General features: G+C 73.7%; 21 protein-coding genes and 2 tRNA genes. 11 read left to right on the top strand and 12 right to left on the bottom strand.

Annotated elements, in window-relative coordinates:
- The first annotated feature begins 941 nt into the window (after window positions 1–941).
- The 5 genes from ACH4MY_RS29900 to ACH4MY_RS29920 all read left to right on the top strand — a co-directional run bounded on the left by ACH4MY_RS29900 (window position 942) and on the right by ACH4MY_RS29920 (window position 7,309).
- Window positions 942–2,738 (top strand): SPFH domain-containing protein, encoded by a 1,797-nt coding sequence (locus tag ACH4MY_RS29900; RefSeq protein ID WP_398006836.1) that lies wholly within the window; start codon window positions 942–944, stop codon window positions 2,736–2,738.
- A gap of 129 nt (window positions 2,739–2,867) precedes the next feature.
- Complete coding sequence (locus tag ACH4MY_RS29905; protein WP_398006837.1) at window positions 2,868–3,461, top strand: lytic polysaccharide monooxygenase; 594 nt, start codon at window positions 2,868–2,870, stop codon at window positions 3,459–3,461.
- Window positions 3,462–3,529: 68 nt separating this feature from the next.
- Window positions 3,530–5,224, top strand: a complete 1,695-nt coding sequence (locus ACH4MY_RS29910) for an AMP-binding protein (RefSeq protein WP_398006838.1) — start codon at window positions 3,530–3,532, stop codon at window positions 5,222–5,224.
- A gap of 82 nt (window positions 5,225–5,306) precedes the next feature.
- A complete protein-coding gene (locus ACH4MY_RS29915) occupies window positions 5,307–6,716 on the top strand; it encodes a sensor domain-containing protein (protein WP_398006839.1) in 1,410 nt (469 codons plus the stop codon).
- Window positions 6,623–7,309, top strand: a complete 687-nt coding sequence (locus tag ACH4MY_RS29920) for a response regulator (RefSeq protein ID WP_398006894.1) — start codon at window positions 6,623–6,625, stop codon at window positions 7,307–7,309. The genes ACH4MY_RS29915 and ACH4MY_RS29920 overlap by 94 nt, the downstream gene beginning before the upstream one ends.
- Window positions 7,310–7,426: 117 nt before the next feature.
- On the opposite strand, the gene ACH4MY_RS29925 is transcribed toward ACH4MY_RS29920, so the two are convergent.
- A tRNA-Lys gene (locus tag ACH4MY_RS29925) sits at window positions 7,427–7,500 on the bottom strand.
- Window positions 7,501–7,584: 84 nt separating this feature from the next.
- The gene (locus tag ACH4MY_RS29930) at window positions 7,585–8,343 is read right to left on the bottom strand and encodes an IclR family transcriptional regulator (protein ID WP_189829773.1); all 759 of its coding nucleotides are present in this window, start codon (window positions 8,341–8,343) and stop codon (window positions 7,585–7,587) included.
- Window positions 8,344–8,726: 383 nt separating this feature from the next.
- Between ACH4MY_RS29930 and ACH4MY_RS29935 the strand changes: the two genes are divergently transcribed.
- Window positions 8,727–9,800 carry an LLM class flavin-dependent oxidoreductase gene (locus ACH4MY_RS29935; RefSeq protein WP_398006840.1) on the top strand — a complete coding sequence of 358 codons (1,074 nt, stop codon included), beginning with the start codon at window positions 8,727–8,729 and terminating at the stop codon, window positions 9,798–9,800.
- 295 nt (window positions 9,801–10,095) lie between these two features.
- The gene (locus ACH4MY_RS29940) at window positions 10,096–11,805 is read left to right on the top strand and encodes a glycosyl hydrolase family 18 protein (RefSeq protein ID WP_398006841.1); all 1,710 of its coding nucleotides are present in this window, start codon (window positions 10,096–10,098) and stop codon (window positions 11,803–11,805) included.
- 111 nt (window positions 11,806–11,916) lie between these two features.
- On the opposite strand, the gene ACH4MY_RS29945 is transcribed toward ACH4MY_RS29940, so the two are convergent.
- The gene (locus ACH4MY_RS29945; protein WP_398006842.1) at window positions 11,917–13,884 is read right to left on the bottom strand and encodes a putative bifunctional diguanylate cyclase/phosphodiesterase; all 1,968 of its coding nucleotides are present in this window, start codon (window positions 13,882–13,884) and stop codon (window positions 11,917–11,919) included.
- 356 nt (window positions 13,885–14,240) lie between these two features.
- Between ACH4MY_RS29945 and ACH4MY_RS29950 the strand changes: the two genes are divergently transcribed.
- Entirely contained in the window at window positions 14,241–15,491 is a 1,251-nt protein-coding gene (locus ACH4MY_RS29950; RefSeq protein ID WP_398006843.1) for a M6 family metalloprotease domain-containing protein, read from the top strand.
- A 78-nt stretch (window positions 15,492–15,569) separates the two neighbouring features.
- Here the strand turns inward: ACH4MY_RS29950 and ACH4MY_RS29955 are convergent.
- The 4 genes from ACH4MY_RS29955 to ACH4MY_RS29970 form a co-directional block, all read right to left on the bottom strand.
- Window positions 15,570–15,643 (bottom strand) — tRNA-Lys (locus ACH4MY_RS29955).
- Entirely contained in the window at window positions 15,634–16,260 is a 627-nt protein-coding gene (locus tag ACH4MY_RS29960) for a bifunctional DNA primase/polymerase (RefSeq protein WP_398006844.1), read from the bottom strand. Before ACH4MY_RS29960 ends, ACH4MY_RS29955 begins: the two co-directional genes overlap by 10 nt.
- Before the next feature lie 241 nt (window positions 16,261–16,501).
- Window positions 16,502–16,858: a hypothetical protein gene (locus ACH4MY_RS29965; protein ID WP_398006845.1), complete on the bottom strand. Its 357-nt coding sequence runs from the start codon at window positions 16,856–16,858 to the stop codon at window positions 16,502–16,504.
- Window positions 16,859–16,989: 131 nt separating this feature from the next.
- Window positions 16,990–17,604 carry a TetR/AcrR family transcriptional regulator gene (locus tag ACH4MY_RS29970; RefSeq protein WP_398006846.1) on the bottom strand — a complete coding sequence of 205 codons (615 nt, stop codon included), beginning with the start codon at window positions 17,602–17,604 and terminating at the stop codon, window positions 16,990–16,992.
- A 161-nt stretch (window positions 17,605–17,765) separates the two neighbouring features.
- On the opposite strand from ACH4MY_RS29970, the gene ACH4MY_RS29975 reads away from it, so the two are divergent.
- The gene (locus ACH4MY_RS29975) at window positions 17,766–18,350 is read left to right on the top strand and encodes a peroxiredoxin-like family protein (RefSeq protein ID WP_398006847.1); all 585 of its coding nucleotides are present in this window, start codon (window positions 17,766–17,768) and stop codon (window positions 18,348–18,350) included.
- On the opposite strand, the gene ACH4MY_RS29980 is transcribed toward ACH4MY_RS29975, so the two are convergent.
- Genes ACH4MY_RS29980 through ACH4MY_RS29995 form a run of 4 tightly spaced genes read right to left on the bottom strand, consistent with a single transcriptional unit; the run spans window position 18,334 to window position 23,216 of the window.
- The gene (locus tag ACH4MY_RS29980; protein ID WP_398006895.1) at window positions 18,334–19,689 is read right to left on the bottom strand and encodes an AAA family ATPase; all 1,356 of its coding nucleotides are present in this window, start codon (window positions 19,687–19,689) and stop codon (window positions 18,334–18,336) included. The two genes, ACH4MY_RS29975 and ACH4MY_RS29980, sit on opposite strands and share 17 nt — an antisense overlap.
- 2 nt (window positions 19,690–19,691) lie before the next feature.
- A complete protein-coding gene (locus tag ACH4MY_RS29985; protein WP_398006848.1) occupies window positions 19,692–21,281 on the bottom strand; it encodes a hypothetical protein in 1,590 nt (529 codons plus the stop codon).
- Window positions 21,272–22,444, bottom strand: coding sequence for a hypothetical protein (locus ACH4MY_RS29990; RefSeq protein WP_398006849.1), 1,173 nt, complete (start codon window positions 22,442–22,444; stop codon window positions 21,272–21,274). The genes ACH4MY_RS29985 and ACH4MY_RS29990 overlap by 10 nt, the downstream gene beginning before the upstream one ends.
- The gene (locus ACH4MY_RS29995; RefSeq protein ID WP_398006850.1) at window positions 22,377–23,216 is read right to left on the bottom strand and encodes a phosphatase PAP2 family protein; all 840 of its coding nucleotides are present in this window, start codon (window positions 23,214–23,216) and stop codon (window positions 22,377–22,379) included. The genes ACH4MY_RS29990 and ACH4MY_RS29995 overlap by 68 nt, the downstream gene beginning before the upstream one ends.
- Window positions 23,217–23,359: 143 nt before the next feature.
- Between ACH4MY_RS29995 and ACH4MY_RS30000 the strand changes: the two genes are divergently transcribed.
- Window positions 23,360–23,953 carry a histidine phosphatase family protein gene (locus ACH4MY_RS30000; RefSeq protein WP_398006851.1) on the top strand — a complete coding sequence of 198 codons (594 nt, stop codon included), beginning with the start codon at window positions 23,360–23,362 and terminating at the stop codon, window positions 23,951–23,953.
- A 161-nt stretch (window positions 23,954–24,114) separates the two neighbouring features.
- Here ACH4MY_RS30000 and ACH4MY_RS30005 read toward each other — a convergent pair whose 3' ends face one another.
- Window positions 24,115–25,401: a tetratricopeptide repeat protein gene (locus ACH4MY_RS30005; RefSeq protein WP_398006852.1), complete on the bottom strand. Its 1,287-nt coding sequence runs from the start codon at window positions 25,399–25,401 to the stop codon at window positions 24,115–24,117.
- A gap of 226 nt (window positions 25,402–25,627) precedes the next feature.
- Here ACH4MY_RS30005 and ACH4MY_RS30010 point away from each other — a divergent pair, with 226 nt between their 5' ends.
- On the top strand, window positions 25,628–26,071 hold the full coding sequence (locus ACH4MY_RS30010; protein WP_398006853.1) for a hypothetical protein: 444 nt from the start codon (window positions 25,628–25,630) through the stop codon (window positions 26,069–26,071).
- Window positions 26,072–26,073: the final 2 nt, after the last annotated feature.

Here is a 26,073-nt window from a genome sequence, read left to right on the forward strand (position 1 = left end):
CGCCGGCGGAGTCCGCGCGGGACGGCGAGGCGGGGGAGGCGGGCACCACGCCGGCACCGAGCGGGGACGGCGCACCGGCCGGTGCGCCGGAGTCCGCGTCCGGCGGCGTGCCGGACTCGGCGCCGGGTGCCGCCCCGGACTCCGCGTCGGCTGCCGCCCCGGCCGCTACGTCGGCTTCTGCGGCTGGTACGTCGGCCGGGACACCGGCCTCTGCCGCCGGCGCATCGACCGGTACGTCGGCCTCTGCGGCCGGTGGCCCGGCGGCCCTTCAAGGGGCCGGGGAGCCGGGGTCGTCGTCGGGCAGGGTCCCGGTCTGGCCGGAGCCGGGCGCGAGAGGTGGCGGCTCCGCCTCGGCGGGTGCGGAGTCCGCCCCGACGGGCACGTGGCCGGCAGCCGACCCGTCCGGGCGCGCCGACCTCTCACCCGGCCAGGGAGCAGGGTCCGCCGGTGCGTCGCCCGACCACCGGGCAGGGATCGCCGGTACGTCACCGGGCCACGCATCGGGACCTGTCGGTGCGTCACCGGGTCCCGGAGTAGGCCCTGACGATGGCCGGCCGGGGGTTCATTCGTCGCGGTCCTCCGGTACGCGGCCGGGGCAGCCGGCCACGGCTGCCGTCGGTTCGGCCGCGGGGGCGTCCGCGGCCTCGGGCACCGCCCCGACGGCCCCCGCCCCGGCAGTGCGCACGGGCCTCGTGGAGCCCGGTCCGTCCGTCGACGCCGCCGGTGGACAGCACGCCTCCCCGGCGGGCCGCGACGGTGCGGCCTCGGTTCAGCCGGGCGGTCCGGCCTCCGGTCCCGCGGGTGCGCGGCCCGGCGAGCCGGCGACCGGCCCGCTGCCGGTCCGTCCGGTCGCGTCCGCTTCCGCTCCGCCGTCCGCTGCGACGCCCGCCCCGACCAGTCCGGCCGCGGCCGGTCGGCCCGAGGCGTCCGGCGGCTCGTCGATGATCACCCGGGTCCAACCCGTCGTACCCGGCTACCCCGGGACGCGACCGAGCGCTCCGGCGGCTTCCGCCGGCGCGTCGGCGGGCCGTCCCGCCGGTTCCGTCTCCGGTACGGCGACAGGGGCCGCAGCCACCCCCGCGACCGCCCCCACCGCCCCGGCCGCCCCCACCGCCCCGGCCGCCCCGGCCGGCTCGGGTACGGGCAAGCACGCCCGCCCGGTGGCCGCCTCCGCCGCTTGCTCCTCCCCGAAGGTCGCCACCGCCACCACCGCCACCACCGCCACCGCCACCGCCACCACTTCCACCGTCACCGTGCGGTCCGGTGGTCCGGCACCGGTCCCCGCCGCGGTCGCGGTCGCCGCGCCCTCCGCCCCGACCGGCACCGAGCCCAGGACGAAGCCCGAGCCGGAGCCGAAGACCGAGCCCGCGCCCACGCCCACATCCGCGCCCACCTCCGACCGTCCCGCCGTGCGCGCCGACACACCGGACTTCGGGCGGATCGCCGGCGGCGGTGTCGGATCCGTCGCCGTGCCCGTCGCCGGCGTGGTGCGGGTGGCGCGGCGGAAGAACGTGATCGGGTCCGAGACCACCGGCTCCATCCCCGTGCATCTGCTCTTCCGGGACGAGCCGGGTACCACCGGGCGCCCCGCGGCGGGTGACGACGACGGGGGCCCCGACACCGTCGCCATGGCCGCGCCCGCGATTCCGGCCCCGTCGAAGGTCCAGGCCGGCACCGAGTCCCTCACCAACGGCACACCGAAGTCCACGTCCAGATCCGTGCCCGTCATGACGCCCGCCAAGGGCCCGGCCAAGACGCTCGCCAGGGGGACCGTCAAGGCGTCCGGCACGACACCCGCCGCGGCCGCCCCCGCCCGGCCCGCGCCCACCGCCGATCCCGCTCTCGTCGAGCGGCCCGGACCGGTGCTGCCCGGGTGGGTCGGGGTGGTCGGCGGGGCCCTCGCGCTCGCCGCGTGCGCGGCGGTCGTGTGGTGGGCCGGGGCCGTGCCCCATGAGGCGTCCAGGATGCTGCGGCTGCCGGAACGCCCGTACAACGGCATCCATCTCGGCCAGTGGGCGCTTCTCGCGGCCGGTGTGGTGCTCGCCCTGTTCGCGCTCGGTGGTCTCGGCCGCGGCCGGGTCGGCTACGCCTGGGTGCTGACCCTGTTCGGGGACTACCGCGGCACGGTCCGCCGTACCGGTCTGGTCTGGGTCAGCCCGCTCCTGCTGCGTCGCCGGGTCGACGTACGGCTCCGGCACTGGCGCAGTGAGCCGCTGTCCGCCGTGGACGCCAAGGGCACGGCGCTCGATGTCGTCGTCCTCGTGGTGTGGCGGGTGCGGGACACGGTCCGGGCGGCGCTCGGGGTCGACGGTCACGAGGAGTACCTGCGGGAGCAGGTGGAGGCGGCGATGGCCCGGGTGCTGTCGCAGCTTCCGGCGGACGCCTTCCACGAGGACGCCCCGACGCTCCGGGACGCGGAGGCGGTCGGCGAGGCCCTGACGCGGATGCTGTCGGCGGAGTGCGCTCCGGTCGGTGTGGACGTGTTCTCGGCGCAGCCGACGCGGATCGAGTACGCGCCGGAGGTGGCGGCGGCGATGACGAGGCGCCGGATCGCGGCGATCGACGCGAAGCACCGGGACAGTGTTCTCACCTCGGTGGTGGACGCGGTCGACGACGTGGTCCACCGGCTGACCAGTCGTGGTCTGGTGGAGCTCGACGACTATGAGCGCAAGGCGCTGGTCAAGGACCTGACGGTGGCGTTCTACACGGGGAGGACGGGTCCGGTCGAGGGGGCCTGAGGGGATGGACATGTTCAGCTTCCGTCCATACCTTGGTACTTGGTCCAGACCAAAATCGGTACGACGTAAGACCGCACGCGTGCGCGCACGGCCCAACGGAACTCCCCCACGTTTTCCTGGAGCGACAGCATGCGCAAAAAGTCAGTCGGGTCGGCGGTGGTGGCGCTCGGCGTCGCCGGCGTCACCCTCTTCGCCACCGGTAGTGCCGGCAGTCACGGCTACACCGACTCGCCGATCAGCCGCCAGAAGCTCTGCGCCAACGGCACCGTGACCAACTGCGGCTCCATACAGTGGGAGCCGCAGTCGGTCGAGGGTCTCAAGGGTTTCCCCGCCGCCGGTCCCGCCGACGGCAAGATCTGTTCCGCCGGGCTCACGCAGTTCGCCCAGCTGGACGACCCCCGGGGCGGCGCCTGGCCCGCGACACAGCTCAGCGCGGGGCAGAGCTACAGCTTCCGCTGGCAGTTCACCGCCCGGCACCGCACCACCGACTTCAAGTACTACATCACCAAGAACGGCTGGGACCCGAATCAGAAGCTGACCCGGGCCGCGCTCGACCCCCAGCCGTTCCTGACCGTTCCCTACAACAACCAGCAGCCGCCGGCGACCCTCTCGCACTCCGGGACGGTCCCGGCGGGCAAGACGGGCCGTCACCTGATCCTGGCGGTGTGGACGGTCGCGGACACCGCGAACGCCTTCTACGCCTGCTCGGACGTCAAGTTCTGACGGCCGGGCGGTTCGGGGGCCGTTCCTGACGGTTCATTTCTGATGAGCCGTCAGTTACAGTCCGGCCCATGAGGGGTGCGGACACCGTCGCGGAACTCGTAGGGCGCCAATGGGGCGACCACCGGATCGGGCTGAGGGACGAGCACCACACCCTCACCCACCACCAGGTCGCCGCCGGCGCCGCCGCGCGGGCCGCACTGCTCGTGGACCTGATGCCCTCCCTGCCGGGGGGCGAGCCGCACCTCGGCATCCTGCTCGACAACACGCCGGAGTACCCGCTCTGGCTCAGCGCGGCGGCCCTCGCGGGGGCCGCCGTCGCCGGGATCAACCCCACCCGGCGCGGCGCCGAACTCGCCCGGGACATCCGGCACACCGAGTGCCGGGTCCTGGTCACCGAGCGCGCCCACCTGCCGCTCCTCGACGGCCTCCCGCTGCCGGGCGTGCGCATCCTGGTCACCGACACCGACGCGTACCGGGAACTCCTCGCCCCCTACGGGAGCGCCCGCCCCGGCGACGCGCGCCTCGGTCCCGTACACCCCGGCAGCCGCTTCCTGCTCTCCTTCACCTCCGGTTCCACGGGCGCGCCCAAGGCCGCCCTCTGCAGCCAGGGACGGCTCGCGGCGGCCGGCGCCTCCCTCGTCCGGCACTTCGGGGTCGGCCCGGACGACGTCCACTACATCTGCATGCCGATGTTCCACGGCAACGCGGTGATCGCCGACTGGGCGCCCGCGCTCGCCGCCGGCGCCGGAGTCGCGCTGCGGGCCCGCTTCTCCGCCTCCCGCTTCCTCCCCGACGTACGCCGCTTCGGCGCCACCTACTTCACCTACGTGGGCCGGGCCGTGCAGTACCTGCTCGCCACCCCGCCCGAACCCGACGACCGAAGGCACCCGCTGCGCCTCGGCTTCGGCACCGAGGCGGGGGCGGTGGACGCGGCCCGCTTCCGGGAACGCTTCGGGGTCCCGCTCGTCGAGGGGTACGGCTCCTCCGAGGGCGGCGCGGCGATCCAGCGCACCCCGGACACCCCGACGGGCGCGATCGGACGGGCGGCGGCGGGCGACGACCTGGCGGTGGTGGACACGGAGACGGGGCTCGCATGCGCCCCGGCCCGCTTCTCGCCCGCCGGCCGGCTCCTCAACGCCTCCGAGGCGGTCGGCGAACTCGTCAACCGCGGCCCCAGCCCCTTCGAGGGCTACTGGCGCAACCCGGAGGCGGAGGCGGCCCGGCTGCGCGACGGCTGGTACTGGACGGGCGACCTCTTCTACCGGGACGGCGAGGGCTACCTCTACTTCGCGGGCCGCACGGACGACCGGCTGCGGGTCGACAGCGAGAACCTGGCGGCCGCGATGATCGAACACATCCTGGCCCGCTGGGACCGGGCCGCGGGGGTCGCGGTCTACCCGATACCGGACCCGGTGGCGGGGGACCGGGTCATGGCGGCGGTCGCGCTGCACGAGGGCGCGGCCTTCGACCCGGCGGAGTTCGCCGCCTTCCTCGCCGCCCAGCAGGACCTGGGGACGAAGATGCCGCCGCGCTTCGTCCGCGTCATGGAGGAACTCCCCCTGACGGCGACGAACAAGATCCACCGAGTGGCCCTCCGCCGGGCGGCCTTCCTCTGCGAGGACCCCGTCTGGTGGCGCCCGACCCCGACGGCCCCGTACGAACGGCTGACCCCGGAGGCCACCACGGCCCTCCGCGCGGAGTACGCCGGCCACGGCCGCGCCCCGACGGAGGACCTGCCCGACCGGGCCGCTCCTTCGGCATGATCCGGGGTAGGTCCAGCCCCACCCCGTCACACCCCCCAGGCCCATGGCCCCGCCGGCCGAACGCCGCCTACCGTGGGGCGTCATGGACCCCCGTACTCCCTGGCAGGCACTCACCCGCCCCCGTTTCCCCCTCGGGCCCTGGCCCTGGCGGGCCGCCGCGTACCTGGTCACCGGGGGCCTGATCGGCGCCGCCTGCTGTGCCCTGTTCCTGCTGCTCGGACTGTTCTCCGTCTTCCTCGTCGGGCTGCCCCCGCTCCTGCTCTCCGGGCTGGCCCTCGGCGGCGTCGAGCGCCGGCGTCTCCGGCTCGTCGACCTGGACCCGGCCCCCGACCCGCACCGCGTCCCCACCGCCCCCGGCCCGGCCGCCTGGCTCCGGCTGCGGGCGGGGGAGCAGGCGACCTGGCGGGAGCTGGCGTACGCCCTGCTCCTCGCCACCGTCCTGTGGCCGCTCGACCTCCTCGCCGTCGCCGTCGGGATCGGCCTGCCGGTCACCCTCCTCAGCGCCCCCGTCCAACTGGCGGTGGACGGCGAGGAGGCCAAGGTCGTCAAGGCGTATCTGGTCTCCTCCTATCCGGAGGCCTTCGCGACCGCCCTCCTCGGCGCACTGCTCCTCGTCGTCCTCGCCTATCCGCTCGCCGCCGTCGCCGGAGCGCGGGCCGGCCTCGCCCGCGCCCTGCTCGCCCCGCGCGAGAGCGACACGCGCGGCGGCAGGATCGGCGAGGTCATCGCCTCCCGGGCCCGGCTCGTCGACGCGTTCGAGGCCGAGCGGCGCCGGATCGAGCGCGATCTGCACGACGGGGCCCAGCAACGCCTGGTCGCCCTCACCATGACCCTCGGCCTCGCCCGGCTCGACGCCCCTCCGGGGCCGCTCGCCGAGCAGCTGGCGAAGGCGCACACGGAGGCCGGGCGGGTCCTGGCCGAGCTGCGCGAGCTCATCCACGGCATCCATCCGCAGGTCCTCGCCGACTACGGGCTCGGCCCGGCCCTCGCCGACGCCGCCGACCGGTCCGCCGTCCCGGTCACCGTCGACATCGAGCTGCCCCGGCTGCCGGTGTCCGTCGAGAGCGCGGGGTACTTCGCCGGCTGTGAGGCGCTCGCCAACATCGGCAAGCACAGCGGGGCGGCCCGGGCGGGCATCCGGGCGCGGCACGAGGAGGGCGTGCTGCGGATCGAGATCGAGGACGACGGCCGCGGCGCCGCCGATCCGGCCGGGGGCACCGGGCTCACCGGACTCGCCGACCGGATCGCCGTTCTCGATGGCACACTGGCGATCATGAGCCCGCCGGGCGGGCCGACCCTCCTCCGAGTGGAGATCCCGTGCCCCGCACTGACCGACAGCCCGGCGCCGAGCGAGAGCACGGCACCGACCGAGAGCTCGGCATCGACCGAGAGCTCGGCATCGACCGGCCGTCCGACGACCGACAGCCCGGCGCCGGCCGGAAGCTCCGAGTCGTCCTCGCCGAGGACAGCGTCCTCCTCCGGGAGGGACTGATCGGTCTCCTCGCCCGGTTCGGCCACGAGGTCGTCGCCGCCGTCGGTGACGCCGACGGTCTGCGCGAGGCGGTCGTCGCCCACGACCCGGACATCGTGGTGACCGACGTCCGGATGCCGCCGGGCTTCCAGGACGAGGGGCTGCGGGCCGCGGTCGCGCTCCGCGCCGAGCGGCCCGCGCTTCCGGTCCTCGTCCTCAGCCAGTACGTGCAGCGCAGCTACGCCGCCGACCTGCTCGACGCGGGCGACGGCACCGGCGTGGGCTATCTCCTCAAGGACCGGGTCGGGCAGGTGGAGGAGTTCCTGGACGCGCTCGCCCGGGTCGCGGACGGCGGGACGGTCGTCGACCCCGAGGTCGTACGGCAGCTGCTGCGCCGCCACCGGGATCCGCTGGAGGCGCTGACCCCGCGCGAGCGCGAGGTCCTCGGGCTCGTCGCCGAGGGGCATTCGAACGGGGCGATCGCCCGGCGTCTGGTCGTGACCGAGGCCGCCGTGGGCAAGCACATCGGCAACATCCTGGCGAAGCTGGACCTGCCTCCGGCCGAGGACACCCATCGCCGCGTCCTGGCCGTCCTCACCTACCTCAGAGCCTGAGGAGAGCGGCTCGGCCACCCGCGGGAACGGCCCGCTCCTGCCGGGAGCGGCTCGGCCCCCGGCGGGGGCGAGGGCACGAAAAAGCCCCCCGCTTCCGCGAGGGGCTTCTTCCGTCTGTGCGCCGCCAGGGACTCGAACCCCGGACCCGCTGATTAAGAGTCAGCTGCTCTAACCAACTGAGCTAGCGGCGCCTGCTGACAGAGAAAATACTACCCGGTTCCGCGGGGTGCTCATGACCACCCCGCGCGACCGGGCCGTCAGGGCCCCCGAATGCCTCAGATCGCCAGCGCCATGACCACCGGAGCGGCCCTGCGGTTCAGCGTGTCGGCCGCCGAGCGCAGCCGGTGGGCGTGCTCGATCGGCAGGGAGAGCGCCAGACAGCCCACGGCGGAGCCGGCCGTCAGCGGGACGGCGGCGCAGACCGTGCCCACCGCGTACTCCTGGAGGTCGAGCACCGGGACCGTCGGGGGCTGGCTGTCCAGCTTGGAGAAGAGGATCCGCTCGCTGGTGATCGTCCGGGAGGTCAGCCGGGCGATCTTGTGGCGGGAGAGGTGGTCCCGCCGTCCGTTCTGGTCGAGCTGGGTGAGCAGGCACTTGCCGACCGCGCTGGCGTGCGCCGCCGAGCGGAAGTCCACCCACTCGTTGACCTTGGGCGTGCGCGGGCCGTCGGCGAATTGGGTGATCTTCACCTCGCCGTCGATGTAGCGGCTGATGTAGACCGCGGCGCCGACGGAGTCGCGCAGCTCGGTCAGGGTCTCCTGGAGTTTCGCCTCCAGGGCCTCGCGGCGGGTCATGCCGGAGCCGAGGAGGACGAGGGAGTCCCCGATCACGTACGCGCCGTCGGCGACCTGCTCGACGTACCCCTCGCGCCGGAGCATGAGGAGCAGCGAGGAGAGGTGGGCGACGGGCAGGCCCGTTTCGCGCGCGATCTGGACGTCCGTCACTCCGCCACCGTGCCGTGAGATCGTCTCGAGGACGCGCAAGGCGTATTGCACCGAGTGGAACGGCGCGGTGGGCTCGGGCTTCAGCGCCACGGTTTCCCCCTACCAGGTTGTGACCGCAAGCTTTCTTACCACGATAGCCGCCAAGCACCGTTTACGGGGCGGCTGTTGGCGAGAATGATGCGGAGCATCCGGGCCCTACGCTGGGGCGCACCACCCTGGCATATGCCATGGTCATGAGTGCTTCGCAGAGGCTCAGGTCAGGGCTGTACGCGAGGGTGCTCGCGCAGGTGTTCGGCCCGGGGGAGCGGGAGATTTTTTATGGGGAAGCGGACGCCGCAGCGGTCCGACCGGTGGCCGAGAACCGCCGGAATAAACGGAGACTCCCTCCTGTTCTCCCCCTGATATAGCCGATCGACGTGTCCGCGTGGCACGTCGGCGAAGTGTCCGCGAGCGTGCCGAGGAGGGTCCCGAAGGTGACCGACGCTATTCGAGGAGAGGCGCGGGGGACCGCGCCCGTACCGCTGTCCGTACTGGACCTGGTGACCGTCGGCAGCGGCAGGACCGCGACCGAGGCGCTGGCCACCAGTGTCGAGCTGAGCAGGCTCGCCGAGCGGCGCGGCTTCCACCGGCACTGGGTGGCCGAACACCACTCCATGCCCGGCGTCGCCTCCTCGTCCCCGGCGGTGATCCTCGCCCACCTCGCCGCCCACACCCGGCGCATCCGCCTCGGCTCGGGCGGCGTCATGCTGCCCAACCACGCGCCGCTCGTCGTCGCCGAACAGTTCGGCACCCTGGAGGCCTTCGCCCCGGGCCGGATCGACCTCGGCCTCGGGCGCGCGCCCGGCACCGACGGGGCCACCGCCGCCGCCCTCCGGCGCACCACCACCCTCAACGAGGGTGCGGACGACTTCCCGGAGCAGCTCGCCGAGCTGACCCGGTTCCTGGACGACGAATTCCCGGACGGCCATCCGTACGCCCGGATCCACGCCGTCCCCGGCCCGGTGCAGGGCCCGAAGGGCCGCCCGCCGATCTGGCTGCTCGGCTCCTCCGGCTTCAGCGCCCGGCTGGCCGGCCTGCTCGGGCTGCCCTTCGCCTTCGCCCACCACTTCTCGGCCAGGAACACGATCCCGGCGCTCGACCTCTACCGGGACTCCTTCCGGCCCTCGGCGCTGCTCGACACCCCGTACGCGATGATCGGCGTCTCGGCGTTCGCCGCCGAGGAGGCGGCGCAGGCGCGCCGTCAGGTCCTCGCCGGCGCCCTCGCGATGCTGCGGCTGCGCACCGGCAGGCCCGGTCTCGTGCCGACGCCGGAGGAGGCGGAGGCGTACGGATTCAGTTCCGCCGAGCGGGAGTTCGTGAACGACTGGCTGGCGAACATCGTGTACGGCACCCCGGACGAGGTCCGTACGGGCCTCGACGACCTCCGCAAGCGGACCGGCGCGGACGAACTGATGATCACGGCCAACGGGCACGGCGGGGCGGAGCGGGTGCGGAGCTACGAGCTCATCGCGGACGCGTACGAACTCCCGGAGCTGCCGGAGCCGTAGGGGCGCGGCGTGCGTTCCGGGCCGGGGGCGGCCGGGTAAAAACCCTGGTCCGCGCCACCGGTTGGTTCCTGCACGGATCCGGCTCGCGTGAACCGTAAGTGAACCTTAAACCGCTCGTCACCGATGGTGGCGGGCGGTTCCGTTTTGTGCTGCGGGTCGCTGACAAGGCCTTTCTTCCTCGAATTGGTCTAGTCCTCAATCTGGTTCAGACCATTGACGCACTGTTCACGCGCCGGTTATCACTGCTCCAGCTCCTGTACGGCACCACCCCCGCACTCCCCCATGGAGGCCGCACGTGCACCCCCGTAAGCCCTTGATCGCCGCGCTCCTCAGCACGGCCCTCGCCGCCGGCGCCCTCGCGGCGACCGTCGGCCTCGGCTCCGCCCAGGCGGCCGACACGACGACCACTGCCGCTGCGGGTGGTGTGCGTATCGCGTACTACGACCAGTGGAGCGTCTACGGCAACGCGTTCTACCCCAAGCACCTCGACACCCGGGGCATCGCGGGCCAGCTGGACGTCATCAACTACTCGTTCGGCAACATCCACCCCACCAACCTCACCTGTTTCGAGGCCAACAAGGCCGCCGGTGACGACAACAACCCCAACGCGGGTGACGGTGCGGGCGACTCGTACGCCGACTACCAGAAGTCCTTCAGCGCGGCGGACAGCGTCGACGGCGTCGCCGACAAGTGGGACCAGCCGATCGTGGGCGTCTTCAACCAGTTCAAGGAACTGAAGGCGAAGTACCCCCACCTGAAGATCAACATCTCGCTCGGCGGCTGGACGTACTCCAAGTACTTCAGCGACGCGGCGAAGACGGACGCGAGCCGCAAGAAGCTCGTCACCTCCTGCATCGACCAGTACATCAAGGGCAACCTGCCCGTCGAGGGCGGCTTCGGCGGCGCCGGCACGGCGGCCGGCATCTTCGACGGCATCGACATCGACTGGGAGTACCCCGGCTCCTCCGGCGGTCACCTGGGCAACCACTACGCCCCCGAGGACAAGCAGAACTTCACGCTGCTCCTCGCCGAGTTCCGCAAGCAGCTCGACGCGTACGGCACGGCCAACGGCGGCAAGAAGTACCTGCTGACCGCGGCCCTCCCGGCCGGCCAGGACAAGATCAAGTACATCGAGACGGACAAGATCGGCGCGTACCTCGACTACGCGAACATCATGACGTACGACATGCACGGCGCCTGGGACGGCGACGGGCCCACGTACCACCAGTCCCCGCTGTACTCCGGTGCGAACGACCCGACCGACGTGATCGCGCCCGGCACCGAGAAGTACTCGATCGACAACGCGATCGACTCCTGGATCGACGGCAAGCCGGCCTACGGCATCACGGGCGGCTTCCCCGCCAACAAGCTGACCCTCGGCTACGAGTTCTACTACCGCGGCTGGAAGGGCGTCCCGGCCGGGACCACCAACGGCCTCGCGCAGACCGCGACCGGCGGCTCCAACGTCCGCCCGCTCAGCCAGCAGGCCGGCATCGCGCACTACAAGGAGCTCGGCGGCATCGTCGACAACGCGTCGACCACCTTCTGGGACGAGCCCTCGAAGTCCTCGTACTTCTACAAGGACGGCGAGTTCTTCACCGGCCTGAACCAGAAGTCCATCCAGGCCCGGGTGGACTACGCCAAGCAGCGCGGCCTGGCCGGCGCGATGATGTACTCGCTCCTCGGTCTGGACGAGAACGTCACCCTGCTCAAGCAGATCAACACCGCGCTCGGCGGCACCACCACCCCGCCCACCACGACGCCGCCGACCACCCCGCCGACGACGCCCCCGACCACCCCGCCCACCACGCCCCCGACGACCCCGCCGACGACCCCGCCCACGGGCTGCGGCTCGCTCCCGGCGTACGTGGCCGGCACGGTCTACAACGCGGGCAACGAGGTCTCCCACAACGGCCGCAAGTACAAGGCCCAGTGGTGGACCCAGAACGAGACGCCGGGCACGACCGGCGAGTGGGGCGTCTGGAAGGACCTCGGCGCCTGCTGAGTGACTGACCCGCCGAACCCCTCATGAACCGCTGCCCCCGCCCGGAATGTCCCTCCGGCCGGGGGCAGTTCCATGCCCTCGCGCTCTTGCTCGCCCGTGCCTCCGGAGCCCTCAGACGCTCAGCGGCTCCGTGCCGATCAGTTCGGCGATACGGTCCGGGGTCACCGCCCGCGAGTACAGCCAGCCCTGCCCCGTGTCGCAGCCGATCCGGCGCAGCCGGCTCGCCTGCCCCGAGGTCTCCACGCACTCCGCGGTGACCGTGAGCCCCAGCCGGTGCGCCAGCTGCACCAGTGCCTCGACGATCAGCTCGTCCGCCGGGTTGGCGTGCTCCTCGTCCTGGAAGCCCCGTACGAAGGAGCCGTCCAGCTTGAGCACAGAGACGGGCAGCCGGCTGAGATAGGCCAGGTTCGAGTAGCCGGTGCCGAAGTCGTCGATCGCGATCCGCACCCCCATGTCGCTCAGCGCCTGGAGGGCCTGGAGCGGCCGTCCGGCCGAGCCCATCACGGCGGACTCCGTCAGCTCCAGCTGGAGCAGATGCGGGGCGAGACCGGTCTCCGCGAGAATGCCGGCCACGTCCGCGACCAGGTCGGAGTCCCACACCTGACGCACCGCCACGTTCACGCTCACGAAGATCGGACGCTCGCCCGGCCGGTCCTTCTGCCACTGCCGGGCCTGACGGCAGGACGTGCGCAGCACCCACCGGCCCAGTTCCACGATGGAGCCGTCCTCCTCGGCGATCCCGATGAACCGATTCGGCGCGAGCGAGCCGAACTGTGGGTGGTTCCAGCGCACCAGCGCCTCCACCCCGCGCACGGCCCCGTCCGAGAGGTCCACCAGGGGCTGGTACTCCAGGGCGAACTCCCCGCGCTCCACGGCCGGCCGCAGGGTGGAGGAGAGCGCCTGCCGGGTCATCCGGTGCGCGTTGCGCTCCGGGTCGAAGAGGGTCCAGCGGGCCTTGCCGTCCGCCTTCGCCCAGTACAGCGTGGTGTCCGCGGCCTGCATCAGCGAGGTCGCCGTCGTCCCGTGTCCCGAGCGCTCGACCACCCCGATCGAGGCGGAGACCGAGAGCCGCTGACCGGCCAGGTCGAAGGGCTGCTGGAGCGCGCACAGCACCGACCGGGCCAGATCGGCCAGTTGCTCCGTGCCGGTGGAGTCCTCGACCAGGACCGCGAACTCGTCGCCGCCGAGCCGGGCCACGAGATGGCCGCCGCTGCGGGTGTAGCCGTCGCTGTCCGCACACTCCGTCAGACGGGCGGCGACGGCGGCGAGGAGACGGTCGCCGACGCGGTGGCCGAGGGTGTCGTTGACGGCCTTGAAGCCGTCGAGATCGAGGTAGCAGAGACCGATCCGCCCTGTTCTGCCATACCCGTACGACTCGTACGACTCGTACGAAGAGCTGGCCGCCGCGCTCGCCTCCGGACCGCGGGCGTTCCCGGAGTCCTCGGCGTCGTCGGTGTCCTCGGTTTCTTCGACGTCCTGCGCGGAGGCCTCCAGGGCCGCCGAGAGGCGCTCGAAGAAGAGGGCGCGGTTGGGCAGCCGGGTCACCGGGTCGTGCATCTGGAGGTGGCGCAGCCGCGCCTGGAGCTCGCGCCGGTCGCTGATGTCCGCGATCGACAGCAGCACGCGCCGGCCGTCGGGCACGGGCGCGACGGTGACCTCGGCCCACAGCGAGCGCCCGTCGGGGTGCTTGAGGCGGCGGGTGCAGCGGAAGCGGGAGCGGCGGCCGCGCAGCACCTCGCGGTACGCGTGCCAGGTCCGTCCGTCGGACGCGAGGTCGACGAGATCGGCGGCGGCCTGGTCGCGGAGCGCCCCGGGCTCGGTGCCGAGGAGGGCGCCGAAGGAGTCGTTGGCGGCGACGACCACGCCGTCCTGGTCGACGACGGCCATGGCGAGCTGGGCGACCCGGAAGGCGGCGCGGTAGTCGTGGAGTTCGGCGGCGCGGCGGTCGGCGTACTGCTCGGGGCGGTGCTCGGGGCGGTGCTCGGCGTACCGCTCGGGGTGACGCTCCGTGAGTGCGGGCTCCGCCGCGTGCGTCTCCGGCGGCTCTGGGTGCACCGGTCCTTCGGGGGTTCCGTTCACCGCTCGCTCCCGTAGTGCAGTCGGGCCGGTCACATGTGGTCGGGACGGTCGGCCGAGGAAGAGTGTGCCGATCATAGAGCCCGTGCGGGGGAGCCTTCCAGCTTCGTGACGCCCCGGGGGAGCGTCCGGCGCTGTGAGGCTGCCCACCGCCGCACCCCGCCCGATCGTTTCTGCGCGGGTCTGACACGGGTCGGTGCTGACGTGACCGAATGTGACTTTCCGTGAACTGAAGCACGTTCGTGTCGCGTCGACCCGGCGGCGCGCCCTCACCCGACCGGGGCAGCGGAAACATGCGAAACGCCGCAAACCGTCACAAGGTGGGTGGGGAGTCCCGCATTCCCGATCCGGAGGTCCACGTGAGGGGTCAGCAGCCACCCGGGGGAGTGGAACGCTCACGACTGCGTGCGGGGGCGGCCGCGTTCACCTCGCTCGCCGCCCTGGCGGCCACCGGGCTCGTCGCGGGCCCCGCCGTCGGCGCGAGCTCGGCGAGTCCCTGCGCCCTGCCCCGTACCGCGGCCCATCACTCGCTCGGCCTCGACACCTGGAACAGGTCGTATCCGCGACCCGACCGCACCCTCGACGCGGTCATGATCTTCCTGTCCTTCCCCGACTCCGAGCCGCTCACCGGACCGGCCGAACTCACCGCCGACCACTTCCCCGCGACCAGCGAGTACTTCGCCCGCGCGTCCTACGGGCGCTTCGTCCTGCGCCCGCACCCCCAGCGCGTCTGGACCCCGATGCCCAAGGAGTCGGGCGCGTACGACATACAGCGCGACTGGGACGCCGGGCAGCGTGCCGCGTACCTCAGGGACGCGATCGCCGCCGCCGACGCGAGCGTCGACTTCTCCCGGTACGACATCGTCTATCTCGTCGCCGACCCGGACGCGCCCGGTGTGGACTCCGACGCCACCAAGGTCGTCAACCTCGAACACCCCATGAAGGTCGACGGAACCGAGATCAAGCGGGTCGTCACCGTCTTCGAGCGGCACCCGCCCGACCGCAACGTCCTCGCCCACGAGACCGGGCACGTCTTCGACCTGCCCGACCTCTACCACCGCCCGGAGGACGGCAAGGGCGACTGGGACACCCATGTGGGTGACTGGGACGTCATGGGCAGCCAGTTCGGGCTCTCCCCCGACCTCTTCGGCTGGCACAAGTGGAAGCTCGGCTGGCTCTCCCGCGACCAGGTGACCTGCGTCCAGGGCACCTCGCCCCGGATGGTCACCCTGGAGCCCACCGACACCCAGCCGGCGCCCGGCGCGACGCTCGGCACCCGGCTCGCCGTCGTCCGTACCGGCCCCGACAGCGTCCTCGCGATCGAGGCCCGGAGCGACGCCGGGAACAACGCCGGGACCTGCACCGAGGGCGTGCTCGTCTACCGGGTCAGGGCCGACGCGGCCTCCGGCGACGGCCCCGTCGAGGTCGTCGACGCGCACCCGCGCACCGAGGCCTGCTGGGACAGCTCGGTCTACCCGCCGCTCGCGGACGCCCCCCTGGAGGAGGGCGAGACCCTCACCGTGCCCGGGACCGGGGTCCGGGTCGAGGTCACGGACCGCACGGAGGCCGGTGGCTGGACGGTCCGGATCGCGCCGCCCGCCGTCGGCTGACCCGCGCGCGGCGCCCCGGTCCGGCCGGCCCGGAACACGAAGAAGCCCCCCGCTTCCGCGAGGGGCTTCTTCTGTCTGTGCGCCGCCAGGGACTCGAACCCCGGACCCGCTGATTAAGAGTCAGCTGCTCTAACCAACTGAGCTAGCGGCGCCTGCTGACGTCGTAGACATTAGCATCCGGATCGGCGGGAGGAAAAATCGATACCCGCACGTCGGCGGCGGAAGCGGCCCGGACGGCCCGGACGCAGGCCCAGAGCACCACCTCGGGGCCGGGCAGCCAGGGGTTGCGGGTGTCGGGCGCCACCAGCCAGCGGGGCCCGGAGTCCCCGGAGGGCACGAGCGGCGGCACGGTCACGGCGTCCCCGACCCCGTGACAGAGCGGCCGGGGCACCGCCTCGCCCCACTCCTCCCAGTCGAGGAGGGCCGGCAGTCGCTGCGCCGTCCCCGGCGCGGCGAACAGCATCATCCGGCCCCGGTGCACGGCGACGGGCCCGGAACCCGGGCCCTCCTCCCACAGCCGGTCCAGCATGCGGCGGCCGAAGACCGGGTCCACGTTGACGACGTCGAAGACCGTGCCGCAGGGCAGTGCCGCCGACGAGGCCGGCCGGGTCTCCCAGCGGGTGAGCGCGGCCTCGCGGTCCCCGGCGGCCGAGGTGAGCCAGGCGGCCCCGTCGGCGGTCACCCGGGCGGTCTGGTGCCGCCCCTCGTCGCCCGCCCGGAGGAACCGGAAGATGTCGTGCGGGGTCTCTTCGCGCAGCCACGTCGTCATGACTCCAGATCTACCAGGAGTCACCTGCCGGTTGCCGAGAGTTCACGGAATCCCGGACAGGCGGGGAGGGGGAGGAGTATCGTGCACCCCCGGCATATGCCAGGGGTGCTTTTTCGGCCACCGGGACGGGCGGACGCCCCACGCTCACGCAGGGCCGTACGGCCCCCGCTCGCGGGCGGGTCGGACGCCCACCGGTTCACGGGTGGACGTACGGCCCCGCTCGCCGGCGTACGGCCCCCGCTCAGTCCTCCGCGGGCCGTCCGTCCGTCCTGATCAGATCGCGGCCGAACTCGATCATCTTCCGGGCGTAGTCCTCGGTCCACTGGGCCCGCTCGGCGACGTCCGCCGCCGTCAGCCGGTCGAACCGGCGCGGATCCGCCAGCTGGGCCGCCGCGATCGCCTGGAACTCGGTCGCGCGGTCCGTCGCCGCGCGGAACGCCAGCGTCAGCTCCGTCGCACGGGAGAGCAGCTCCCGCGGATCCTCTATCGACTCCAGGTCGAAGAAATGCTCCGGGTCGGCGGTCGCCTCGGCAGGCTCGAAGACCAGCGGAGCCGGCCTGAGCCGCCGCTGTCCGCTCCGCTCCGCGGGTTCCGCCATTGTCGTTCTCCTCTTCACGCTTCACTCACCGGTGCTTCGCGCACCGGCTCTTCGCACACGGGCGGCCCGGAACCCCGGGCCGGTTTCCATTGTCCCGCGCCCCGCAAGAGGGCGTCCGGTCCCGGGCGCGGTCAGCCGTCGAGACCGCGCAGGAGCAGTCGCAGGCCGCCGAAGAACTCCTGGTCGGGGCCCACCTCGCCGGCCGTCCGCGCGGTCTGCGTCAGATACGGGAACCGGTCCTCGGGCAGTGCGGCGATGGCCGAGGTGCCGGCTCCGGCCAGCGGCCCGAGGTGTTCGAGCTGGATCGCCCCGGTGACGTATCCGTGGAGCGCGCGCAGGGCGACGACCCGTCGTGCGCCGTCGATCCCCGCCTCGGCCAGGATGCCGAGCACGGTCTCCGACCAGAGCAGTCCCCCGGGCGCGCGGTGCCGGTGGGTGAGGGTCAGCCGGACGGCTTCCGGGTGGCGGACGACGGCGTCGCGCAGCCGCCCGACCATGGTCTCGATCCGGTCCCGCCAGGGCGCGTCGGCTGCGGGCGGGCCGGTGTCCATGTCGCCCAGGACGCGGTCGACCACGAGCCCCTCCAGCTCCTCGCGGTCGGCGACGTAGCGGTAGAGCCCCATGGGGCTCATGCCGAGTTCCCTGGCGACGGTGCGCATCGAGAGGGCGGCGAGTCCGTCGCGGTCGATGACGGCGAGGGCGGCGGCGGCCAGCCGGTCCGGGGTGAGGGAGCGAGGTCGTGGCATGACGGTTGACAGCGTACGCCTTACGCCTACGCTGTTAGGAGTACGCCGTACGCCTACGAGGATGGTGTCCCATGAGCCTGCCCCAGACCCCTCCCGCAACCCCTCCCGCAAGCCCTTCGGCGACCCGGCCCCGCAGCCGCCGGCCGGCCCCCGGCGACCCCGTGCCGAGCCGCACCCTCACCCCGGTCCTCGGCCCCGAGCTGACCCTCCCGGACCCCGAACGGACCACCCACGTGCAGTTCCGGCGCTTCGCGGGCTGCCCCGTCTGCAACCTCCATCTGCGCTCGGTCGCCCAGCGCCACGAGGAGATCGCACGGGCCGGCATCCGGGAGGTCGTGTTCTTCCACTCGCCGGCCGAGGAGCTCCGCGAGCACGTGGCCCATCTGCCGTTCGCCGTCGTCGCGGACCCCGGCAAGGTGCTGTACGCCGAGTTCGGCGTGGAGTCCCACCGCCGGGCCCTGCTCGATCCGCGCGGCTGGCCCGCGATCGCCGGGGGCGTGCTCCGTGACACCTGGGAGCTGCTCCGGGGCAGGGGCCGACTGCCGGCCGCCGAGCAGCCCGCCGGCCGCCTCGGCCTCCCCGCCGACTTCCTGATCACGCCCGACGGCCGCGTCGCCGCCGTGAAGTACGGCGAACACGTCTACGACCAGTGGTCGGTCGACGAACTCCTCGCCCTGGCGGCCGGGAGGACCGGGGCGCCCTCGGGCGGCGGGCCGGGCCGGGACGGCCTCAGGGCGTCCAGCTGACCCGGTGCTCCGCCAGATGGGAGAGGACCGCGTGGTTCGCCTCCCAGCCGTCCGGGAACGAGACGGCGACGCCCAGCTGCACCGGCTCCGTCGACGGGTGCGCGTCGAGCAGGTCCGCCACCCCCGCCCGGCAGACCACGACACACGCGTGCCGGTGCCGGGAGGCGAGGACGCACAGCCGGCCCGTCTCCAGATGGAAGGCCGTCGCGTCGGGCCGCCCGGACAGCGGATGGAGGACGACCGTCACGTCGTACTCACGCCCCTGGAGCCGGTTCGCGGTGTCCACGGTCACGCCCGTCACACCGAGCTCCGCGAGCGCCGCCCGCACCGCCGCCGCCTGGTCGCGGTGGGCGGTGCCGACCGCCACCCGGTCGGGGGTCAGGGGTACCGGGGTCTCCGAGCGCTCCGAGACCGCGGCCCCGCCCCGGTCGAGGAGCCGGCGCACCACCAGGGCGACCGCGCCGACCGCCTCGGGGTCGGTCCGCGGGGTGTGCCGGGCCGGGAGTTCGAGCAGGCCCCAGCCCGACTCCGCCGCCTCGTCGAGGACCCGGTCGGGACCCGAACCGTCCGACGCCACCCCGAAGGAGAGCTTCCGGTCCCCGTGCCCGGTGCCGCTGCGGAAGGGCGTGAACGGATAGAAGGCGTCCGAGACCAGCGGCGCCGCCGAGGCGGGCAGCCGCCAGGACACCGGCAGCCGGTGCTGCGGCAGCTCGGGGTTGTGCGCGAGCAGGGTCGAGACCGCGCTCGCCGACGGGTCGTACGAGAGACCCGCCCACTGCTCCGCGCCCACCACCGAGAACGGGTCCAACTGCCCGGGGTCGCCCACGAACAGCGCCCGCTCGAAGAGACCCGCCACGGCGAGCAGCGCGTCCGAGCGCATCTGGTACGCCTCGTCGACGATCGCGTGCGCCCAGGGCTCGACGTTCTTCACGTGCGCCCACTTGGCGGCCGTGGAGAGGACCACCGGCAGCCCGGCCAGCTCCCCGGCCTTCGCCGACTTCCGTACGTTCTCCAGGTCGTCGAGCGCCTTGTCGTACGGGTCGGAGTCGTTCGAGTGCAGCCGGCCCACGTCGAGGTCCGGCTCCTTCTCGGCGAGCCGCAGCACCAGATCGTCCACCTGCGCGTTCGTCTGGGCCACCACCATCAGGGGGCGCCCGGCGGCGGCCAGTTCGAGCGCGGCCCGCACCACGAGCGTCGACTTGCCGGCGCCGGGCGGGGAGTCCACGACGACACCGCGCGCGGTGCCGTGCAGGGTCGCGGCCAGGATGTCCGCCGTCGCCTTCCCGGCCGCCGCCGACGGGTCGAGGGCCCCGGCGCTGTCCCTCGAAAGGTCGAACACGGTCACAGCACGTCCTCCGCGGTCACGGCGTCGGGCAGTTCCACGGTGTCCGCACGGGGCGGACCGCCGTGCGTCCAGGGCGTCTCCTCCGCCTCCGGCAGCTGAGGCCCGACCCGCTGGTCGTGCTCGAACAGCGTCCAGGCGATCCGCTCGCCCTTCTCCGGCACCGAACCCTCCGCGGGCTCCTTCGACCGGCCCATCTTGTCGAGGAGCCGCAGCAGCACCGCCCCGTCCTCCTCGTACCGCACGAACTCCGCCGACTGCGGCTTCCCGCCGAGCGAGCGGAACACCTTCACCTTCTCGCCCAGGTGCGGCCGGTCCTCGGTGCGGACCGTGAGGAGCGGACGCGGCGCGGGCCGCTTCGACTCCGTCCAGGCCATCGTCACCTCGACCACCTCGGCCGTGAACGCCTCGCCCGCGAGCCTCCGCCCGGCCAGGACCAGCGGATCGTCGAGGGCCTCCTGCGCCTCCAGCTGCCCCTGCGCCTGCTCGCGCGCGGCGAGCTTCCGGGCCGCCGTCACGGCGTCGTCCCGGCGCGGCTGCGGCGGCTCACCCGCGGTGACCCGGTCCCGGTGGGCGGTGAAGGACCAGCGGTCGCGGGTCCAGCGGTCCTCGACCCTGGCACCCTCCGGCAGCTCCCGGAGCAGGCCGATCGCCCGCCAGACCGCGTCCCAGGTCGGCTTCAGCTGGGAGCCGACCAGCCGGCGCAGTTCCCGCTCGGCCCCGTGCAGTCCGGCCAGTCCCCGCTCGGCCGCCTCGCCGTCCTCGGCCGTGCCGATCGCCTGCCGGGCCTTGTCGTACCGCTCGATCGCGGGTGCGAGGAGGCCGTTGTCGAAGGCCGGGTCGGTGGCGGGCCCGGCGGGCGGGCACAGCAGCCGGCCCCGGGCGTCGCGTCCCACCTCGGCCCGCAGCGCCGCCTCGGCACCCGACTCCCCGTCGCGCGGGTCGATCCAGGCGAGCAGCGCACCGAGGTGCTGGTCCTCAAGGGACGACTGGCCGGTCGCCCAGTGCCGGTTGAGGAGATCGGTCGCGGCGAGCAGCAGCGAGGAGCCCGGCACCCGGGCCCGGTCGCCGAAGTGCGTCAGCCAGCGCCCGAGGAGCGGGACGCGCGGCGGCGCGGGGAACGGCGTCTCCGGGTCCTGCTCGGCCGTCCGCCGGAACCGCGTCGACCGCCCCAGCAGCCGTACGTACTCGACGCCCGCCCGGCTCGGCACGATCAGCTGCGGCGCGTCCGCGCACAGCTCGACCTCGACCTTCACCTTCTTGCCGGTCTCGGGATCGATCTCGCTCTTCTCCGCCGCCTCGACGGCCCCCGCGAAGGAGTCGATGTACGGCAGGACCTCCTCGGCCAGATCGGCGAGGAACGCGAACCGCAGGTCACGGTCCCGCGGCTGGGTCACCACGAGCAGCCGCGGCTCGTCGGCGTCGGTGCCCACGAGCGCGCCCAGCGGGGCGCCCGCCTCACCGGCCGTCGTCAGCGGCACGAGGACGAGCGGCCGCCCGGACAGACGCCGGTGGCGGACGGTCGCCAGCGGCTGCGCCCGGCCGGACTCGACGGCCTCCATCCGGGCCAGGGTGGAGATCAACGACATGCGACGTCCTCCAGCGAATCGACCGGCCCCGGTGACCCGGCCCGCTCCCGTGACGCCTGCCCCAGAGCCTCCTGGCGCAGCGCCCGCGCCCGGCGCAGCGCCGCCACCGCCGGATCCTCCGGGTCGCCCTCCTCGCCGCGGGCCGCCGCGAGGACCGCGCCGACCGTCGTCAGACCGCCCAGCTCACCCCGTACCGAACGGCCCAGGGTCTCCACCGCGCCGGCCTCCCGGGCCCGCGACCGGCAGTGGAAGGCCAGCTCGCAGGCGGCCAGGCACTCCGGCGCGTACTGATGGGGCACGCACTCCACGGCCGCCGTCAGCTCCTCCGCCGACCGCTCCGCCACATCGAAGCTGACGCCCTCCGGCAGGGCCTCCGCGATCTCGTCGATCCGGGTCAGCCGGGCGAGCTGGCGCCGGGTGACCGACCGCTGCTTGCGCACATCGACGACCGAGGCCGTCGGCACGTTCGAGAAGTCCTTCGGGCAGACGAGGAGCACCGACCGCGCGACCCGCGCGCCCTCCGTCAGGGCCGCCACCCGCTCGAGGGCCAGCACGTACACCGCGGCCTGGCGGGCCGCCGCGCCCACCTTCGACGCGTCCGCCGCACCGTCGACCATCGGGAAGGACTTGATCTCCACGACCGTCCACCCGCCGTCGGGACGGACCACCACCGCGTCCGGCTCCAGATACACCGGCGAACCGGCCACCTCCAGGGCGAGCAGCGGATGGTCGAGCAGGGTCCACCCGTCGGCCCCGGTCGCCTCCCGCAGCGCGAGCGCCGTGCGCGCCACCCGCCCCTCCGGGCCGGCCGCCGCCAGACCGGGCACGGAGACCGTGCCCGGATCCTCGACACCGATCAGCCGCAGCAGCTCACGGCCGCCGTCCGCCTTGACCTTGGCCTCGAAGGAGTTGCCCCGCACGATCGCGAACTGCGACTGCCCGAAGGGGGCCGGCGAGCCGAGCTTCGCGGCCAGCGCGGACTTGTCGACCCCGGCGCCGTCGAGCAGGGCGCGTCGTCTGCACCCGGGGTTCGCGGCCAGCGCGGCGAGGGCCCGCGCGTCCAGCGGACGCGGCGGTGTGGCCGGTCCGCGCAGCTCAGCGAGCCGCTGCCGACGTGTCGTCTGCGGAGTTCGTGACAGACCGCTGTCCAGGGATGCGCTCACCCGTGGAAGTCTCGCATCCGCCACTGACAACCGGGGGTGCTTCCACCGTCCCGCGCACCCGGACGGCGAGCCGCAGCGCGTACGGGGTCAGCAGCAGACCGGCGCCCATCACGGCCGCGCCGGCCACCGCGTCGAGCAGATAGTGGTTGGCGGTCCCCATCACGACGACCGTCGTGAGCAGCGGGTACGCCACCCCGAGGGCCTTCGCCGCGGGCGTCCGCCCGTACCGCCACAGCATCACCCCGCACCACAGCGCCCAGCCCACGTGGAGGCTGGGCATCGCCGCGTACTGGTTCGTCATGCCGCCGAGCCCGCGCGGCGCGCTGGCCTCGCCGCCCCACCAGCCGTACGCGCTGAAGTGCGCCATCGTGTCGGTGAAGCCGTACGCGGGGTCGAGCAGCCGGGGCGGACAGGTCGGCAGCAGGGTGAAGCCGACGAGACCGAGCAGCGTGGAGACCATCAGCCAGGTGCGGGCGGCCCGGTAGTGGGCGGGACGGCGCCGGAAGAGCCAGACCAGGATCGCCGGGGTGACGAGGTAGTGCAGGGAGGCGTACGCGAAGTCCGCCGGTATCCCGAGCGCGGGCACGTCCGTGAACAGCCGGTTCAGCGGGTCCTCGGCGTCGATGCCGAACAGCTCCTCGATACGCAGGATCGCCAGCCCGTGGGCGACGGCCGAGGCCTCGTCGCCCCGCACCAGGAGCCGCCCGCCGGTGTAGGCCGCGTACACGACCGCGAGCAGCGACAACTCGGCCCACCAGCGTGGCTTGCGCATCGAGAAGGTCCCCCCAGACAGTGATCGCCCCGGGGGAGGGGACGCCGGAAGCCGTCCCGGGGTTGCCCGGAGGCCACCCCGAATCCATGTGGGCGATGATGGGAGAGGCACGTCCGCACCGTGAACCCCTGGAGATCCTTCCCATGGCACCGCGCATCCTGCTCGCCCGGCACGGCCAGACCGAGTGGTCACTTCTCGGCCGGCACACCGGCAGGACCGACATCCCGCTGCTCGACGAGGGGCGGCGCGGCGCGAAGCTGCTCGGTGAGCGCCTGCACCGCGGCCCCTGGCAGGGACTGCCCGGGGTGGAGGTGCGCACCAGCCCGCTGGTCCGCGCGAGCGAGACCTGCGAGCTGGCCGGCTTCGGCGAGCGCGCCGAGCCCTGGGACGCGCTGATGGAGTGGGACTACGGGGCGTACGAGGGACTGACCCCGCCCCAGATCCAGGACATCCAGCCGGGCTGGTTCATCTGGCGCGACGGGGTCCCCGAGGGCGAGACGATGGCGCAGCTGTCGGACCGCGCCGACGAGATCGTGAACTGGGCCCGCTCCGCCGACCGTGACGTCCTGGTCTTCGCGCACGGGCACATCCTGCGCTCGATCGGCGCCCGCTGGCTCGGCGAGGACGTCTCCTTCGCCGCCCGCATCCGCCTCGACCCGACGAGCCTGTCCGTCCTCGGCTGGGCGTACGGCGCCCCGGCGGTCGAGCGCTGGAACGACACCGGGCACCTGGAGTAGAACCGGGCGCCGGAGGCGGACCGGCGCCGGAGGCGGACCGGGCGCTCGGAGCGGACCGGCCCCCGGATCGGGGGCTCCCCGGATCGAGGGGTCCCGTCCGCGCGTCCCGCAGATTCCGCCGATGGCCCGCCGACGCGTCCCGCCGACGCGTCCGCCCGGAATCAGTACGCGGCGAGGACCCGGCGGGTCTCCGCGAGCATCCCGCGGATCCGGGCCGAGGCGATGCCCTCCAGGGAATCCGTCACCCGCTTGGCCTCCGCCGCGGCCTCGTCCGGGCGGCCGGCGTGCGCCAGGTCCTTGGCGAGATGGGCGCGGTACAGCGCCAGGTTCCGCGCGAAGTGCGGGTTCTGCAGGACCGTGGCCCGGTGGGCGTGCCGGGCGGCCCGGCTCCAGTCGCCCAGCGCCGACCAGCACTGGGCCTCCAGGGCCTCCCGCTCCGGCTCCCCGAAGAACGACATCCACTCGGGGTCGCCGTCGGCCGGGCCCCGGTCGAAGAAACCGTGGGCGCGGCCGAGGGCCTGCTCACAGGCCGAACGGTCACCGATCCCCGCCCACGCGGCGGCCTCCCGCAGCGACAGCAGGGAGAGGAGCCGGGCCGAGTCCAGGGGCTGCGCGGCCCGCAGGCCCGCCTGCGCCGCCCGCACCGCCTCGCGGTACCGGCCGGTGTCCCGGGCCAGGAACGAGGTGTTGCAGAAAGCGTGCGCCTCCAGGGCCGCGTTCCCCGACACGCGCGCGGTGGCGAGGGCCTCGGCGTAGTGCGAGCGCGCGTCCTCGTGGCGGCCCGAGTCGTGGGCCAGCCAGCCGACGGAGAGGGAGAGTTCGCCCGCGCCCGCGTGCAGCCGGTCCTCGGTGGAGCGGCGGGTCATGGTCCCCGTGTCGAGCAGCGCGTACGCGGCACGGAGCGGCTGGGCGGCGACCTTGTAGAGCCCGTCGGCGCCGTGCCGGTCGTCGAGCAGCCGGATCTGCCGTACGGCGTCCTCGACGGCACTCACCTCGGCCTCGCCGATCCGGTGGGGGCCGCGGGGGGCGGGGATCGCGACGGCGGGGCCGCCGAGTCCCAGCGAGGCGGCCGCCAGGGTGGCGGAGCCGCTCGTCATGAATGCGCGACGCAGCACGTCGCTCTCCTCATCGTTCCGGGTGGGGATGGCGGCGGGAGTCGGAGCCCCGGCCGCGACCGGCTGCCGCCGGCCGCGCACCGTCTCCCGCGCGGAGAAGCCCAGGTCGGAGAGGCCCAGACCGGGGAACATATGCAGGAAGACCCGCTCGTACGCGTAGTTGGGACACCGGATCTCGCCCGCTTCCACGCGCCCGATGTAGCGGGCGTCGCACGCGACCTGTTCGCCGATCTCCCGCGCCGCCCGGCGGACCGCCGCGGCGAACTCCGCCGGCGAGTGCTGTCCGCGGAGCCGGCGGAAGGCGAGATTGGGAACTGCCCGTGACATCGCCATGGCCGAGCCCTCTCCTGTGCTGCCGGGTGTTCCGGCAGCACAGGAACGTACCTGCTGTGACCGGATGCGTACGCAGAGTTTGGCTACAAATCGGATATCTCGCCTGTGATCTGCCATGAACTGCCATCCTTTGCGGCGGCATGGCGCCGTAGCCGTTGACGCGCACGGGCGTTGAACCGTAAGGGAGAGACGGAACGTGTCTCCTCAGGAGCGAGGAGGGGTCCCCATGTCGGAGATCGGTTCGCAGTCGGCCACGTGGCACGCGCCCGCCCCGGAGACCGACGGGCCCCAGCCCGCCGCCGAACCCTGGGACCTGGTGACCGTGCCGGTCCGGCAGGGCCTGGAGGCCGTGGACATCCTGCGCCGCGGCGCCGCCCCCGCCGTCGGCCCCGTCGTCCACGACGGCAGCTGCGACACCCTGGGCTTCCTGGTCCCGCCCGGCACCGCCGCCGCCTGGGACATGCCCGGCAGCGCCTGTACGCGGACCTCGGGGCGCGGTCTTCGCCTCCCCGAGCTGCCGGAACTCCCCGAACCGGCCGGGGACGCGCCCCGCCCCGCCGGCTGGCTGCTGCCTCCGGGCGACACCGGCCCGGTCACCGACCCCGTCGTGCTGCGCGAGGCGCTCGGCGAGGCGGCCCGGCTCATCGAGGCGGCCGACGGCTGCCACTGAGG

Source organism: Streptomyces sp. NPDC017246 (genome assembly GCF_044331325.1).
Lineage (GTDB): Bacteria > Actinomycetota > Actinomycetes > Streptomycetales > Streptomycetaceae > Streptomyces.

Coding starts and splice junctions, on each gene's coding strand:
- ACH4MY_RS29970 (WP_398006846.1), bottom strand. CDS start 17,604: ATGCCACGACCTCGCTCCCTCACCCCGGACCGGCTGGCCGCCGCCGCC.
- ACH4MY_RS30000 (WP_398006851.1), top strand. CDS start 23,360: ATGGCACCGCGCATCCTGCTCGCCCGGCACGGCCAGACCGAGTGGTCA.
- ACH4MY_RS29985 (WP_398006848.1), bottom strand. CDS start 21,281: ATGTCGTTGATCTCCACCCTGGCCCGGATGGAGGCCGTCGAGTCCGGC.
- ACH4MY_RS29965 (WP_398006845.1), bottom strand. CDS start 16,858: ATGGCGGAACCCGCGGAGCGGAGCGGACAGCGGCGGCTCAGGCCGGCT.
- ACH4MY_RS30005 (WP_398006852.1), bottom strand. CDS start 25,401: ATGGCGATGTCACGGGCAGTTCCCAATCTCGCCTTCCGCCGGCTCCGC.
- ACH4MY_RS29995 (WP_398006850.1), bottom strand. CDS start 23,216: ATGCGCAAGCCACGCTGGTGGGCCGAGTTGTCGCTGCTCGCGGTCGTG.
- ACH4MY_RS30010 (WP_398006853.1), top strand. CDS start 25,628: ATGTCGGAGATCGGTTCGCAGTCGGCCACGTGGCACGCGCCCGCCCCG.
- ACH4MY_RS29915 (WP_398006839.1), top strand. CDS start 5,307: ATGGACCCCCGTACTCCCTGGCAGGCACTCACCCGCCCCCGTTTCCCC.
- ACH4MY_RS29960 (WP_398006844.1), bottom strand. CDS start 16,260: ATGACGACGTGGCTGCGCGAAGAGACCCCGCACGACATCTTCCGGTTC.
- ACH4MY_RS29910 (WP_398006838.1), top strand. CDS start 3,530: ATGAGGGGTGCGGACACCGTCGCGGAACTCGTAGGGCGCCAATGGGGC.
- ACH4MY_RS29900 (WP_398006836.1), top strand. CDS start 942: ATGATCACCCGGGTCCAACCCGTCGTACCCGGCTACCCCGGGACGCGA.
- ACH4MY_RS29905 (WP_398006837.1), top strand. CDS start 2,868: ATGCGCAAAAAGTCAGTCGGGTCGGCGGTGGTGGCGCTCGGCGTCGCC.